Source organism: Leucobacter chromiisoli (assembly GCF_016522505.1).
Lineage (GTDB): Bacteria > Actinomycetota > Actinomycetes > Actinomycetales > Microbacteriaceae > Leucobacter > Leucobacter chromiisoli.
On the sequence record NZ_JAEHOH010000002.1, the window covers coordinates 43,686 to 57,327 of the forward strand.

Consider the following 13,642-nt stretch of genomic DNA (forward strand, 5'->3'; position numbering starts at 1 on the left):
GGACCTCCGAGATCTCCTGAGGGGAACCGCAGCGATGCTCATAGGCTGAGGTCATGTATCTTCTCCGAGAGCTCGCCACCGCGCGGACCGTGCCGTGGGCGAACGGGGGCGGCGTCACGACCGAGCTCGTCTCCTTCGAGGCCTCGAGCGAGCTCAGTCCCGACTGCGCCCAGGCCTGGCGGCTCAGCATCGCGCGGCTCGATGCACCCGGCCCGTTCTCCCCGCTTCCCGGGATCGCGCGAACCTTCATGCCGCTCGACGGTTCGCTCACACTCGTCGTCGACGGCGACGTCCACGAGCTCGAACCGGGGAAACCGCTGCAGTTCTCGGGCGACGCCGATGCGGTGTTGGAGTGGTTGCCGAGGCCATGCCGCGCGCTCAACTTGATGGGGCGCGGACCTCGCCCCGGTCGGATCGTCGCCGCGAGTGAGACCGGGCGCATGCCCGAGGGGGCTGTGGCCGCACTCGCAGTTCTGCGTGGCGACGACGAGTGCGGCGAGGCGACCCGAGCCGTGGACGCCGAGGAGCATCCCCGGGCGGAGGATGTGCTGGTGCTGACCCCCGGGATCACCGCCCTGACACCGCAGCCCCACCGGTCGATCCCCGATGCGGCCGTGCGCTTCTTCGTGATCCCGAGTTAGGGCGCTGGCGCGCCCTCGAGGTCCGGTATCTCGGACAGTCGATCCGGAAACGGCATTGTCGCAGCGCACTCGGCAGGGTGAGATGGGAGCAACGCATCGACGGCCGGTCTCGGAGCACTCTGCTCACCCCCGTTCGTCACCGCGCACGGCTTCGCCACCACTTCATGAAAGGTCCAACGATGGCTCTCCCAGGTGCTCGCCCCGTCCGCTCGCCTCGCGGCACTGAACTCTCCGCGAAAAGCTGGCAGACGGAAGCCCCGCTCCGCATGCTCATGAACAACCTCGACCCCGAGGTCGCCGAGCGCCCCGACGACCTCGTGGTCTACGGGGGCACCGGTCGCGCTGCCCGCAGCTGGGAGGCGTACGACGCGATCGTCGACACCCTCCGCGACCTCGAGGAGGACGAGACCCTGCTCGTGCAGTCGGGTAAGCCGGTCGGCGTCTTCCGCACCAACACGTGGGCGCCGCGCGTGCTCATCGCCAACTCGAACCTCGTCGGCGACTGGGCGACCTGGCCCGAGTTCCGAAAGCTCGAGGCCGAGGGGCTCATGATGTACGGCCAGATGACCGCTGGATCGTGGATCTACATCGGTACGCAGGGCATCCTCCAGGGCACCTATGAAACCTTCGCCGCCGCCGGCCGGAAGCTCATCGGCCAGAAGCGCATCGAGGGCGTCGCGGGCAAGGGCTCGCTCGCCGGCACGATCACCCTGACCGGCGGCTGCGGCGGCATGGGCGGCGCCCAACCCCTCGCCGTCACCCTGAACGACGGCGCCTGCCTCATCGTCGACGTCGACAAGACCCGCCTCGATCGCCGCGCGGGCAAGCGCTACCTGGACGAGGTCGTCGAAGACCTCGACGAGGCCCTCGCCAAGGTGCAGCAGGCCAAGGACGAGCAGCGCGGCTGGTCGGTCGGCCTCGTCGGCAACGCCGCCGAGGTGTTCCCCGAGATCCTGCGCCGCCACCGGGCCGGCGAGATCACCATCGACCTCGTGACCGACCAGACCTCCGCGCACGACCCGCTGTCGTACCTGCCCATCCGCTACACCGTCGAGGAGTGGCACGCGCGGGCCGAGGCCGATCCCGAGCAGTTCACGAAGGACGCGCAGGCCGCGATGGCCGTGCACGTCAAGGCCATGGTCGAATTCCAGGACGCGGGGGCCGAGGTCTTCGACTACGGCAACTCGATCCGCGACGAGGCTCGGAAAGGCGGCTACGACCGCTCCTTCGAGTTCCCCGGCTTCGTCCCGGCCTACATCCGGCCGCTGTTCTGCGAGGGCCTCGGCCCGTTCCGCTGGGCCGCTCTCTCGGGCGATCCCGATGACATCCGTGTCACCGACGAGGCGCTCAAGGAGCTCTTCCCGGAGAACACGCACCTCCACAACTGGCTCGACGCGGCTGCTGAGCGCGTCGAGTACGAGGGCCTTCCGGCCCGCATCTGCTGGCTCGGCTACGGCGAGCGCCACCGGGCCGGCCTCCTCTTCAACCGCCTCGTCGCCGAGGACAAGGTCAAGGCGCCGATCGTGATCGGCCGCGACCACCTCGATTCGGGATCGGTCGCATCACCCTACCGTGAGACCGAGGCCATGGCCGACGGCTCCGACGCGATCGCCGACTGGCCGCTGCTCAACGCCCTCACCGCGACCTCGTCCGGCGCGACGTGGGTGTCGATCCACCACGGCGGCGGTGTCGGGATCGGCCGCTCCATCCACACCGGCCAGGTCTCGGTCGCCGACGGCACCGAGCTCGCGGCCGAGAAGCTCTCGCGCCTGCTCACCAACGACCCCGGCATGGGGGTCATCCGTCACGTCGACGCCGGCTACGAGCGCGCCGCCGAGGTCGCCGAAGAGCGCGGGGTCAGGATCCCCGTCGCACCGACCACCCGCAACACCGACCGCGCCTGGTAGGTCGTCGGTCGTCCGCTCGGTCCGCTCCTCCCGCGCCGCCGCACGTTCGGAGCGACCCGACCCGCACGATGAGAGAGTGAACCCATGAGCGAGCCAACCGCGTCGGACGCACGAGCCATGCTGATCGAGAACATCGGCGAACTGACCACGAACGACCCGGAACTCGGCGAGGGGATCGGCGGGCGGATCCGCGAGGCCGCCGTCGTGGTCGAGGGCGGCAGGGTCGCCTGGGTCGGTGCGTCGTCGTCGGCCCCAGCGGCCGACGAACGGTTCGACGCCGACGGCCGCGCGGTGCTGCCCGGGTGGGTCGACTCTCACACGCACATGGTATTCGCCGGCGACCGCACGGCGGAGTTCGAGGCCCGTATGGCGGGTGAGCCGTATGCGGCGGGCGGGATCAACGTCACCGTGAACGCGACTCGCGCGGCGTCGGACCCCGAGCTCGAGGCGAATCTCGCCAGGCTGGTCGCCGAGGCCCGCCGCGGCGGCACCACGACGATCGAGACGAAGACCGGATACGGGCTCACGGTCGGTGACGAGGTGCGGGCCGCGCGCCTCGCCGGCCGTCAGGTCGACGCCGTCACCTTCCTGGGCGCGCACGTCGTACCTGCGGGTGCCGACTCTGCGGAATACCTCGACCTCGTCACCGGGCCGATGCTCGCGGCGGTCGCCCCGTATGTCAGCGCCGTCGACGTGTTCTGCGAGACGGGCGCCTTCGACGAGGCCGGGACGCGGCGCGTGCTCGACGCGGCCCGCGCGGCAGGGCTCGCGACCCGCTTGCACGGGAACCAGCTCGGCCACGGGCCGGGAGCCCGGCTCGCGGTCGAGTACGGCTCGCTGAGCGTGGACCACCTCGGCTTCCTCTCCGACGCGGACATCGAAGCGCTCGCCGGGTCGTGGAGTGGTGCGGGATCGCGGAGCGCTGCCCGGGGCGGCAGGGGATCGCAGGGCGGTGCGCACGGCACCGTCGCGACCGTGCTGCCCGCCTGCGACCTCTCGACGAGGATGCCGCTCGCCCCCGCTCGCCGGCTGCTCGACGCCGGCGCGGTCGTAGCGATCGCGTCGAACTGCAATCCGGGCACGTCATACACCTCGTCCATGGCGTTCTGCGTCGCGACGGCCGTGCTGCAGATGGGGCTCACGATCCAGGAGGCGGTGCGTGCCGCGACGCTCGGCGGTGCGATGGCCCTCGATATGGATCGGGATGGCTGGACCGACCCCGCAGGTGCGGTGCAGCCCGCGGTCGGCGCCGTCCGCGCGGGCGCGCGCGCCGACCTGCAGCTGCTCGAAGCGCCCTCGGCGACGCATCTCGCATACCGTCCGGGTCTACCGCTCGTATCCGCGGTGTGGCGAGCCGGCGAGCGCGTCGTCTGAAGCCACCCCTCAGTGCTCCCGGGGTCCTCTGTTGTACAGCCGGGACGACAGCGTCTCGGCGGCGCGGCTGACCTCGCGCGCGATCGCCGGATACGTGTCCTCCTCGGTAGCCGGATGCGGGAAGGTGGCGGTCATGGCGGCGACCGGCCAGCCCCGGTGGTCGAGCACCGGGACCGAGATGGAGGCGAGCCCGGGCGAGACGGCAGCCTGTTCGAGGGCGTAGCCGCGGGCGGCGGTGTCATCGAGCACCTGGCGGAGCCTCGAGTAGCGGTCGATCGCGACCGGTTGCGCGCGATCGGTTGAGAGCATCGGATCGGCAGATGAGGCGATGCCGACCGCAAACGCCGACGAGTTGGGGAACAGCGCTCTCACCTGGGCCTTCGGCATGGCCGAGAGGACCGCCCTGCCGCTCGCGGTAGAGTGCGCCGGGAGGCGGACGTCGATGTCGGTGATCATCGACGGTGCTCCGGGAGCGCGCTCCTCCACCACGTAGACGACGTTCTGACCGTGCAGCAGCGCGAGGTGACCGCTGAACCCCAGCCGATCGACGAGTTGTCGCACGAGCGGACGGCCGAGTCGGGAGATGGGCTCCTGCCGCGCATAGGCGCTGCTCAACTCCACCGTGGCGAGGCCGAGCCCCCAACGCCGCTCCTCGGGCAGGTGCATCACGTAGCCGTGCTCGGCCAGTGTGGCGAGGAGCTGGTAGACCGTCGAACGGGGCAGCTCCAGCTGCTGCGCGATGGCGCTCGCGGGCAGCGGGCCGCGCACAGACGCGAGGAGCCCGAGGATCCGCAGGGCGTGATCCAGTGCGGGAACCTTCGACTGCGACATGGTGAGACTCTATTCCGTGTCCGGGAGCGTGAAGCGGTGGAGAGCGTCTCCGCGAAGCGCAGCGGGGCCCGGCGTTCAGCACGCCCGGCCCCGCTGCGCTTCGCGAGCTCCTCGAGGGCGGCTCAGATGCCGTTCTCCTCGAGCCAGTCGGTGGCGATCTGATTGATGTCGTCGCCGTTCGCGATACGGTCGTTCATCGCCATCAGATTCTCTGTGGTGAGGGCGGCAGAGATGGAGTTGAGCACCTCGACCACCTCGTCGCTCGCGACGTTCTCGTTGATGACCGGAAGGATGTTGGCCGGAGGGAACAGCCCCTTGTCGTCTTCGAGAGCGACGAGGCCGTTCGCCTCGATCGCGGGGTCGGAGCTGAACATGTCGCCGACCTGCGCCTGCCCGTTCTGCAGTGCGGTAAGCGTGAGCGGACCGCCCGCGTCGAGCACCTTGAACTCCTTGAATTCGAGCCCGTAGACCTCTTGCAGGCCGGGCACGCCCTCGTGACGGGATTTCCACTCGGCTGGTCCGGCGAGCACGAGCTCGCCCGCGACGGGCTCGAGGTCCGAGATGGTCTTCAGGTCGTGCTCCTCGGCGACGTCGGGCGTGACGACGAGCGTGTCCGCGTTCTCCGCCTCGGACTCGTCGAGCACCATCAGCTCATCGGGGGCGAGCAGTTCGTCGAGCTGCGTGCGCAGCCCCTCGGGGTCGCTCGGATCGATCTCGCCGCCGAGTTCGGCGAGCAGCGAACCGTTGTACTCGGGCAGCAGGTTGATCGAGCCGTCGCGCAGCGCTTCGAGGTAGATCTCGCGGCTGCCGATGTTGAGCTGCTCCTCGACCTCGATGTCGGCGTTCTGCAGTGCTTGCGAATAGATGGTGGCGAGCAGTTGGCTCTCCGCGAAGTCGGCTGAGCCGACGATGACCGTGTCGGACCCTCCGTTTCCGCCCCCGTCGCCGGAGCCGGAGCTGAGCGGGTCTCCGCCGCCGCCGCAGGCGGTGAGGGCGAGCGCCGAGACGGCGATGATCCCTGTCATGATGAATTTCTTGCGCATGAGATTTCCTTTCGAGGGGGTCCGATTCTCCGCGGCTATCCGCGGCCCAGGTTCAGCAGAGCGGTTTCGGTATCGAGCGCTGCGGGGGTCCTCTGCTGACGTACGCGGCGGGTGAGGCCGGGTGATACGAGCAGGCGCTCCAGCAGGGCGAACGCGACCTCGAGCAGGATCGCCAGCACGGCGAGCACGATGGCACCGCCCGCCATCTCCGCGTAGTTGTTGCCGGCGCGGCCGTCGAGGATGAACCGTCCGAGGCCGTCCAGCGAGACGTAGGCGGCCACTGTGGCGGTGGAGACGATCTGCAACGTGGCTCCGCGGATGCCCGAGAGCGTCAACGGCAGTGCGCACGGGATCTCGATCTTGAAGATGATCTCGACGGTGGAGAACCCCATGCCGCGGGCGGCGTCGATGACGGAGCGATCGATCGCGCGGATGCCGCTGGCGACCCCGCTGAGGATCGGCGGCACTGCGAGCAGTACCAGCACGATCAGCGACGGGATGATGAATGCCAGGTTGCTGGCGAATGCGGGAGAGATGATGAGCACGAGCAGGATCAGCAGACCCAGTGTGGGCAGCGCGCGCATCGCATTCACCGATCCCATGATCAGGCTCTCGCCTTTGCCGGTGTGCCCGACGAAGATGCCCAGCGGTACCGCGATGATCGCCGCCACGAGCAGGGAGACGAGCGAGTAGATCAGGTGCATCATCGACTGATACGGGATCGACCCGGCTCCGCTCCAGTGCGCGGGGTCTGTGAGCCAGCCGAAGATATCCATTACAGGGCCCCCTTCTGGCTCCACGGCGTGAGCGTCTTGCCGAGCAGTACGAGCAGCCGGTCGAGCAGGAGCGCGAGCAGCAGGCAGACCACGAGGCCTACGATGATGGGCACGAACAGTCGGCGGGTGAACCCCATCGTGAAGAGCGTGCCGAGCTGGGCGATGCCGATCACCGCCGCCATGGTGACGATCGAGATGTTCGCGACCACCACCACTCGCAGACCCGAGAGGATCGTCGGCACCGAGATGGGCAGCTGGATCTTGAAGAAGGTCTGCATCCGCGTGTAGCCGATGCCCTCTGCCGCCTTCACGACGTCGGGAGAGACGGAGTCGAGGCCGTCGGCGACGACGCGCACCAGCAGTGCGATCGTGTAGATCACGAGGGCGACGATGATGTTCAGCGGATCGAGGATCTTGGTGCCCAGGATCTGCGGCATCAGGATGAACAGCGCGAGGGACGGGATCGTGTAGAACAGGCTCGTGCCGCCGACGATGAACGTGTACAGCCGCCGGTAGTTGAACGCCAGGTAGCCGAGCGGGATGGACAGGATCAGGCCGATCAGCGTCGGCAGCAGCGTCAGCCAGAGGTGTGACAGCGTGAGCTGGCCGATCTGCTCGGCGTTATTGGCGATCCAGTCGAGCCTCATGAAGACCGCTCCTCTGCGAGCGATTCGACTGCGCCGTGGATCACGGCGTCGGAGCCGAGCGTGCCGAGGTAGTAGCCGCGGTCGTCGACCACGATGGCCCGGCCGCTGGGGCTGGCGAGCGCCGCGTCGAGCAATTCGCGGTAGTTGCCGCGACTGTGCGAGACCGTCGCGGCGGGCACGAGGCGGTCGCTGGAGGCTGTGCCCGCGGTCGTCCGCGTCCAGCCGAGCGGCGCGTCGAACTCGTCGCGGGCCACGATCCAGGCCCCTTCGGTTGCGCCGACCGGCTCACCGACACGCGCCGAGGGCGTCTGCTGGGGCGCGAGCGAGGCGATGCGCTCGAAGCTGAGCGCGTGGTAGCCCCGCGACTCGCCGAGGAAGTCGGCGACGAACGCATCGGCGGGGCTCGCGAGGATCTCGGCGGGGGAGCCGATCTGGGCGAGGACGCCGCCCTCTTTGAGTACGACGATCTGATCGCCGAGCCTCAGCGCCTCGTCGATGTCGTGGGTGACCATGATGATGGTCTTGGCGAGGTCGGCCTGGATGCGCAGGAATTCCGCCTGCAACTGCTTGCGCACAATCGGGTCGACTGCGCTGAACGGCTCGTCCATCAGCATGAACGGAGGATCGGCCGCGAGTGCGCGGGCGACGCCGACCCGCTGTTGCTGGCCGCCCGACAGCTGCCAGGGGTAGCGGCTGCCGTAATCCCGGTCGAGGCCCACCAGTTCGATCAGGTCGGCCGCGCGGGTTCGGGCCGCATGCTTGTCGGTGCCGTTCAGGTAGGGCACAGCGCACACGTTGTCGAGCACGGTCTGGTGCGGGAAGAGACCGGCGTTCTGGATGACGTACCCGATCTTGCGACGCATCTTGATGGTGTCGACCGCGGCATTGTCCTCGTCGCCGAGCAGGATCGTGCCCGAGGTCTGCTCGATGAGGCGGTTCACCATGCGCAGCGTGGTGGTCTTGCCGCAGCCCGAGGGGCCGACGAGCACGGTGATCTTGCCGGTGGGAGCCGTGAAGGAGAGGTCCGCCACGGCCGTGGTGCCGTTGTCGTAGGTCTTGACGACGTTCTTGAACTCGATCATGCGCGATGTGCTTTCTGGCTGCGGCGCGTGCTCCGGCTGCGAGCAGCGGCCTGGTGGGATGCGGGTGCGGTGCTCGATGGATGTGGCGACATCTTTGTCTTTCTATCTCTGGTCGTATCCGGTGTTTCGAGGGACATCGGCGGCGAGGGATCAGCGTTGAGGGTGGTGCTTGTACGCTAACCCATTCCGCACTAGATTTTCACTTGTTAGAAGTGTAGTTTTTCATATCGTAATAATCTAGTGATTGCTGTGAAATATATTCCGATCTGTGACAAGGCGCCGACGATGACCTACACCCTCCCCACCGAGCTCACCGTTCACGACATCGCGGCGATCGCCCGAGGTGCCGGGATTCGGGTGAGCGCATCCGCCCGGCGCGACATCGCGGAGCATCACCGGGCCGCGAACACGATCGCCGAGACCCGGCCCGTCTACGGCCGCTCCACGGGTGTCGGCGCGAACCGCCTGACCACAGCGGCCGCCGATCCCACCACTCACGGCATGAACCTGCTGCGCAGCCACGCCGTCGATGCGGGCGCCCCCTTCGGGGCGGAGACCACCAGGGCCATGCTCGCCGTGCGACTGAACCAACTGCTGCAGCCCGGCTCGGGCATCGACCCGATCCTGATCGACGGACTCGAACGCATGCTCGCCGGCAACCACCTCCCCGAAGTGAGACGCTTCGGGAGCATCGGCACCGCCGACCTGCCAGCCTTGGCCGGCACGGCGCTCGCGCTGACCGGTGAACGGCCCACGAGCGTCGACGGGTTCGAGCCGATCGGACCGATCCGCGCCGACAGCGCACTCCCGTTCATGAGCTCGAGCGCGCTCACCCTCGCCGGTTCCGCGCTCGCCGCAGCCCGCCTGGAGACGCTCACCCGCGCCGGACTCGCCGCGTTCGCGCTTTCGGCGCTCGCCGCGCGCGCGAATCCCGAGGCGTTCTCGCCCGAGGCCGCGCTCGCGATCGGGAGCCCGACCTCGGCCGCGAACGCCGAGACGCTGAACGCGTTGCTCGGCGAAGCGGTGTGGGATCCGGCCAGGATCCAGGACCCCTTCGCGTACCGCGGCTTCCTGCCGGCCGCGAGTGTGACGACCAGCGCGGTGCGCCGGCTGAGCGAATCGGCCGAGACGCTGTGCAGCAGCGCTCAGGAGAATCCGCGTTTCTTCACGGACCGGGGCACCGTCGTGCACCACGGCGCGTTCCTCGAGAACTGGCTGGCGCACGAGCTCGATGCGACGGCGATCGCGCTCGCGCAGTCGGCGCCGCTCGTCGTCGGGCGGCTGCGCTTCATCAACGACGACGCGTTCTCCGGGCTGCCGCGCTTCCTCGCTCCCTCGGGCGGCGGTGACTCGGGCACGATGATCGCGGAGTACGTCGCCGCCAGCGCGCTCGGCGATATCCTCGCGGGCGCTGCGCCGGTCTCCGTGCAGAGCGTGGTGCTCTCGTGCGGCGTGGAGGACGACGCCACGTTCGCGACGACCGCGCTCGGCAAGCTCGAACGGTCGATCGAGGCGTTCGAGACTCTGCTCGCGTGCGAGATCCTGGTCGCTGTGCGCGCGCTGCGGCTCAGCGATGTCTCAGATGAGGGGATGTCGCCCGCGGTGCGCCGGCTGTTGGAACTGGCGAGCGCGCTGCCCGAAGATCTGTCCGACCGCGACCTGCGCGGTGACGTCGAGGTCGCGCAGAGCCTGCTCGACGGTTTCGCCGAGGTCGCGGCAGAGGTCCGAGCGTTCACCGCAGTCGCCGCAGCATCCTGAGTCTCCGGCCGGTCGTGCGGCATGGCCGCCGTTAGACTAGGTGCGGGGACTCCGCCGACGCGGGCACCCGAACAGTTGGAGAACTCGGAAATGGCAGCGAAGTCGACGCCCGCGAGCGGGCCGGAGGTCGATGCGTCGAACGGGCCGCAGGCGGTGCACCGCGCGCTCGAGGTGCTGACGCTCGTGGTCGACAGCGGCCCGCTGACGCTGAGCGACATCGCTCGGGCGAGCGGCCTGCCGACGAGCACGACGATGCGCATGCTGCGGGCGCTCGAGACCTGGGGCTATGTCTTCCGGTCCGCGGATGGCCGCTACGATACCGGCAGCCGCTTCGTGCAGTCCCGCGTCTCGGCCGACGGCGCCAGACCCGAGGATCTGATCGACCTCTCCGCCGCGGTGATGCAGCGGTTGACCCAGGTCACGTTGGAGTCGAGTTATCTGGCGGTGGCCGGCCCGGCGAACACCTGCACGTTCCTGCGCGAAGTGCAGAGTCCACTGCCGATCCGGCACGTCCGCTTCGACGGCTGGGAGGGGCGCACCGTCCCGATGGCGGGGTCGGTGGTCGAAGAAGTGCTCGAGGGCAGGATTCCCGAGACCGGCTTCGTCGTGAACGCCGCCGTCGCCGACCCCGACTCGGTCGTGCTCGGCGCGCCCGTCTATTCGGTCGACGGCGCCTGCGTCGCCGTGCTCGAGGTGACCGGCCCGCGGTTCCGCATGCCCGACGACGTGGTGGCCGCCCACGGCGAAGCGCTCAAGGCCGCAGCCTCCGAGCTCTCCGAACTGCTCGTCAGAGGCGCTTGACCGGTCAGCGCGAGGTCACGGCGTGCAGCAGCTCCGCAACCGGGGTGAATGCTCCGTCGAGCAGCACCTCGGGCCCTGCGTGAACGCCGCCCCCGACATCGATGCCGAAGCCCCGGGCGCGTAGGCGCCCCCCGATGACGACCTCGGTGATGTCCGCCGCGGTGGCCGACATCACCAGCTGCGCGGGCTCGCTGCCCGCGGTGCGCACCGTGTCGGGGTCCACGACGATCAGGTCGCACACCGCGCCCGCGCGGATCTCGCCGACCGTGCTCTCTCCGCTCTCCCTCGCTTCTGCGCTCCCTGGTCTCCGGCCTCCCGCGCTCCCCGCGGCACCCGCCTCGCGCCCGGTGCTCGCCGTCCCCCCGGCCGTCATCGCGGTGACGAGCTCGGCCGGTGAGAACCGGCCGCGCTCGCCCGATGCGAGGCGTTCTCCGTGCTCAAGCGCGCGGGCTTCGACGAGCGGGTCGACGACCGCGTGCTGATCGGTGCCGAGCGCGATCGGCGATCCCGCGTCGTGCAGTTCCCGGGCCGGCCCGATGCCGTCGCCGAGGTCGGCCTCCGTGGTGGGGCACATCACGATCGTGGCGCCGCTGTCGCCGAGCAGTTCAATGTCGTGCGACGTCAGGTGGGTCGCGTGCACCGCTGAGAGCCTGGGGCTCAACAGGTCGTGATCCGCGAGCAACTCGGTCGGGGTGCGACCCGTCTCCGCGAGGCACGCCTCGTTCTCGGCGGGCTGCTCCGACAGATGGACGTGCAGCGGCACAGACGGGTCGAGGCGCTCTGAGATCAGGCTGAGTGCGGGGACGGGCACGGCGCGTACGGAGTGCAGCGCAGCGCCGACGATCACCTCGTCGGCGGAGAACTCCTCGGCGACGCGGTTGCGCAGCGACTCGAACCGGGTCAGCCACCGCTCGGCCGTGCCGTCGCCGAAACGCGCCTGCTCGTCGGTCAGCGGCGCGCCGAAACCGCTCGAGAGGTAGCAGGTGTCCAGCAGCGTCAGTCTGATCCCGGTCGCCCGGGCCGCCCGCGCGAGCGCCAGTTCCATCGCGTGCGGTTCCGCGTAGGGGACCCCGCCCGGGGCGTGGTGCACGTAGTGGAACTCGGCGACCGACGTCCACCCGGCCGCCACCATCTCGCCGTACACCGCGGTGGCGATGCGCTCGTAGCTCTCGGGGGTGAGGCGCGCCGCCTCCCGATACATCAGTTCGCGCCAGGTCCAGAAGCTGCCGCCGTCGGCGTGGGCGCGGCCCCGCAGCAGCCGGTGGAAGGCGTGGGAGTGCGCGTTGACGGCGCCAGGGAAGACGACTCCTCGCAGCCGTCGATCGGCGGGGACGGGGGCGACCCCCGTGGCGACGGCCGCGATCCTGCCCGCTTCGTCGCAGTCGATGCGCACCCGTTCGACGATCCCGCCGCCGACCCAGGCCTTCGGCGCCCAGAACGAGTTCATCGCAGCATCCCCTCCAGCACGTCCGCCAGTGCGACGGCCGAGTGATCGGCGTCGGCGTCCTCCGCGTACTCCTCGGGGGAGTGGGAGATGCCGCTCGGGTTGCGGGTGAAGAGCATCGCGCTTGGCGCGAACTCGGCGAGGATGCCCGCGTCGTGCCCCGCGCCCGTGCGCAGCACCGGGGCGTCCGGCAGCAGCTCGGTGAGCTCGCGGGTGAGACCGGCGTCGAAGTGGGCCGTGGGGCTCCACGACTCCTCGGTCACGGCGACCGTGCAGCCGCGGGCGGCGGCGATCCGGGCGCAGGCCTCCTCGATGCGCGTCACCAGCGCGCGAGTCGTCTCGTCGTGCGGGTGCCGGGCGTCGACCCAGAAGCTCACCTCCGAAGCGATCACGTTCGTGCCGCCGGGGAACGGCTCGAACCGGCCGACGGTCGCTCGGGCGTCGTCGATCTGCTCGGCGAGGTCGGCGACGGCGCCCACCATCTCGGCTGCTGCGACGACCGGGTCGGAGCGGTCGCTCATCGCCGTCGTGCCGGCGTGGTTGCCCTGGCCCTGCACCGACACCCGCCAGCGCCCATGCCCCAGGATCGAGGAGCCGACGGCGATCGGTCGGCCGAGGTCGATGAGTCCCCGCCCCTGCTCGATGTGCAGCTCCACGAAGCGTCCGATGCGGCCGAGCGCCTCGTCGTCGCGGCCGAGGTGGTTCGGATCGAGGCCGCCGGCGGCGAACACGTCGGCGAGGGTGTTGCCGTCCTGGTCGGTGAGGCTGCGTGCGCGATCGGCGGAGAGCTTGCCCGTCAGCAGACGGGATCCGAGACAGGCGATCCCGAACCGCGACCCCTCCTCCTCGGGGAACACGGCGACGGCCAGGGAGCGCCGCGGTTGCACGCCGCGCTCCCGCAGCACATCGACCGCTTGGAGCGCCGCCGCGACGCCGAGCGGGCCGTCGAAGGCCCCGCCGCCCGGCACGGAGTCGAGGTGGCTGCCGGTGACCACGGAGCCGGCCTGCGGCTCGCCCCACCACGCCCAGATGATGCCGTTGCGATCGGTGGTGACGTCGAGGCCGCGGCGTTCGGCCTCCGCGATGAACCACGATCGCAGATCCAGCTCGGCCGCGGAGAACACCGGTCTGTAGTATCCGCCCGAGCGCCGGTCCCGGCCCAGCTGCTCGATGTCCGCGAGTAACCGGGTGACGCTCATGCTGGACACTCCTTCTTGTCGGGCGAGACACCGGTGGGCGGGGCGCTGCCGGTGTGTTTCGACGGAAGCCTAGCCGTGAGGTGATGGTGCTCGGAAGCGATTCCCGATCGAAAAGACGCCGGAAGGAGAACAGTTGTCC

The 13,642-nt window shown here is 69.7% G+C and carries 12 protein-coding genes; 5 read left to right on the forward strand and 7 right to left on the reverse strand.

The annotated features are described in order from the left end of the window. Positions 1-53 precede the first annotated feature (53 nt). The 3 genes from JD276_RS02420 (at position 54) to JD276_RS02430 (ending at position 3,922) form a co-directional block, all read left to right on the forward strand. Positions 54-641 (forward strand): HutD/Ves family protein, encoded by a 588-nt coding sequence (locus tag JD276_RS02420; RefSeq protein WP_200113573.1) that lies wholly within the window; start codon positions 54-56, stop codon positions 639-641. A 179-nt stretch (positions 642-820) separates the two neighbouring features. Further along, a complete protein-coding gene (hutU, locus tag JD276_RS02425) occupies positions 821-2,548 on the forward strand; it encodes a urocanate hydratase (protein ID WP_200113574.1) in 1,728 nt (575 codons plus the stop codon). 84 nt (positions 2,549-2,632) lie between these two features. Continuing rightward, complete coding sequence (locus JD276_RS02430) at positions 2,633-3,922, forward strand: amidohydrolase family protein (protein ID WP_200113575.1); 1,290 nt, start codon at positions 2,633-2,635, stop codon at positions 3,920-3,922. 9 nt (positions 3,923-3,931) lie between these two features. Here the strand turns inward: JD276_RS02430 and JD276_RS02435 are convergent, their stop codons facing one another. The 5 genes from JD276_RS02435 to JD276_RS02455 all read right to left on the reverse strand — a co-directional run bounded on the left by JD276_RS02435 (position 3,932) and on the right by JD276_RS02455 (position 8,301). Next, positions 3,932-4,753 (reverse strand): IclR family transcriptional regulator, encoded by an 822-nt coding sequence (locus JD276_RS02435; protein ID WP_200113576.1) that lies wholly within the window; start codon positions 4,751-4,753, stop codon positions 3,932-3,934. A gap of 122 nt (positions 4,754-4,875) precedes the next feature. Next, positions 4,876-5,796 carry an ABC transporter substrate-binding protein gene (locus JD276_RS02440; RefSeq protein ID WP_200113577.1) on the reverse strand — a complete coding sequence of 307 codons (921 nt, stop codon included), beginning with the start codon at positions 5,794-5,796 and terminating at the stop codon, positions 4,876-4,878. Positions 5,797-5,831: 35 nt separating this feature from the next. Next, positions 5,832-6,572 (reverse strand): ABC transporter permease, encoded by a 741-nt coding sequence (locus tag JD276_RS02445; protein WP_200113579.1) that lies wholly within the window; start codon positions 6,570-6,572, stop codon positions 5,832-5,834. Then, entirely contained in the window at positions 6,572-7,219 is a 648-nt protein-coding gene (locus JD276_RS02450; protein ID WP_200113581.1) for an ABC transporter permease, read from the reverse strand. Before JD276_RS02450 ends, JD276_RS02445 begins: the two co-directional genes overlap by 1 nt. Then, positions 7,216-8,301: an ABC transporter ATP-binding protein gene (locus tag JD276_RS02455; RefSeq protein WP_200113583.1), complete on the reverse strand. Its 1,086-nt coding sequence runs from the start codon at positions 8,299-8,301 to the stop codon at positions 7,216-7,218. The genes JD276_RS02450 and JD276_RS02455 overlap by 4 nt, the downstream gene beginning before the upstream one ends. A 285-nt stretch (positions 8,302-8,586) precedes the next feature. Here JD276_RS02455 and JD276_RS02460 point away from each other — a divergent pair, with 285 nt between their 5' ends. Next, positions 8,587-10,059 carry an aromatic amino acid ammonia-lyase gene (locus tag JD276_RS02460; protein WP_200113584.1) on the forward strand — a complete coding sequence of 491 codons (1,473 nt, stop codon included), beginning with the start codon at positions 8,587-8,589 and terminating at the stop codon, positions 10,057-10,059. Positions 10,060-10,149: 90 nt separating this feature from the next. Further along, on the forward strand, positions 10,150-10,860 hold the full coding sequence (locus JD276_RS02465) for an IclR family transcriptional regulator (protein WP_200113585.1): 711 nt from the start codon (positions 10,150-10,152) through the stop codon (positions 10,858-10,860). Between the two features lie 4 nt (positions 10,861-10,864). Here the strand turns inward: JD276_RS02465 and JD276_RS02470 are convergent, their stop codons facing one another. Both JD276_RS02470 and JD276_RS02475 read right to left on the reverse strand, forming a co-directional pair. Then, positions 10,865-12,307: a formimidoylglutamate deiminase gene (locus JD276_RS02470; protein WP_200113586.1), complete on the reverse strand. Its 1,443-nt coding sequence runs from the start codon at positions 12,305-12,307 to the stop codon at positions 10,865-10,867. Next, positions 12,304-13,503 carry an allantoate amidohydrolase gene (locus tag JD276_RS02475; protein ID WP_200113588.1) on the reverse strand — a complete coding sequence of 400 codons (1,200 nt, stop codon included), beginning with the start codon at positions 13,501-13,503 and terminating at the stop codon, positions 12,304-12,306. The genes JD276_RS02470 and JD276_RS02475 overlap by 4 nt, the downstream gene beginning before the upstream one ends. Positions 13,504-13,642 lie beyond the last annotated feature (139 nt).

What these genes read in the sequence shown, in the direction of transcription:
- JD276_RS02420 (WP_200113573.1), top strand. Translation starts at nt 54, where the DNA reads ATGTATCTTCTCCGAGAGCTCGCCACCGCGCGGACCGTGCCGTGGGCG.
- hutU (WP_200113574.1), top strand. Translation starts at nt 821, where the DNA reads ATGGCTCTCCCAGGTGCTCGCCCCGTCCGCTCGCCTCGCGGCACTGAA.
- JD276_RS02430 (WP_200113575.1), top strand. Translation starts at nt 2,633, where the DNA reads ATGAGCGAGCCAACCGCGTCGGACGCACGAGCCATGCTGATCGAGAAC.
- JD276_RS02435 (WP_200113576.1), bottom strand. Translation starts at nt 4,753, where the DNA reads ATGTCGCAGTCGAAGGTTCCCGCACTGGATCACGCCCTGCGGATCCTC.
- JD276_RS02440 (WP_200113577.1), bottom strand. Translation starts at nt 5,796, where the DNA reads ATGCGCAAGAAATTCATCATGACAGGGATCATCGCCGTCTCGGCGCTC.
- JD276_RS02445 (WP_200113579.1), bottom strand. Translation starts at nt 6,572, where the DNA reads ATGGATATCTTCGGCTGGCTCACAGACCCCGCGCACTGGAGCGGAGCC.
- JD276_RS02450 (WP_200113581.1), bottom strand. Translation starts at nt 7,219, where the DNA reads ATGAGGCTCGACTGGATCGCCAATAACGCCGAGCAGATCGGCCAGCTC.
- JD276_RS02455 (WP_200113583.1), bottom strand. Translation starts at nt 8,301, where the DNA reads ATGATCGAGTTCAAGAACGTCGTCAAGACCTACGACAACGGCACCACG.
- JD276_RS02460 (WP_200113584.1), top strand. Translation starts at nt 8,587, where the DNA reads ATGACCTACACCCTCCCCACCGAGCTCACCGTTCACGACATCGCGGCG.
- JD276_RS02465 (WP_200113585.1), top strand. Translation starts at nt 10,150, where the DNA reads ATGGCAGCGAAGTCGACGCCCGCGAGCGGGCCGGAGGTCGATGCGTCG.
- JD276_RS02470 (WP_200113586.1), bottom strand. Translation starts at nt 12,307, where the DNA reads ATGAACTCGTTCTGGGCGCCGAAGGCCTGGGTCGGCGGCGGGATCGTC.
- JD276_RS02475 (WP_200113588.1), bottom strand. Translation starts at nt 13,503, where the DNA reads ATGAGCGTCACCCGGTTACTCGCGGACATCGAGCAGCTGGGCCGGGAC.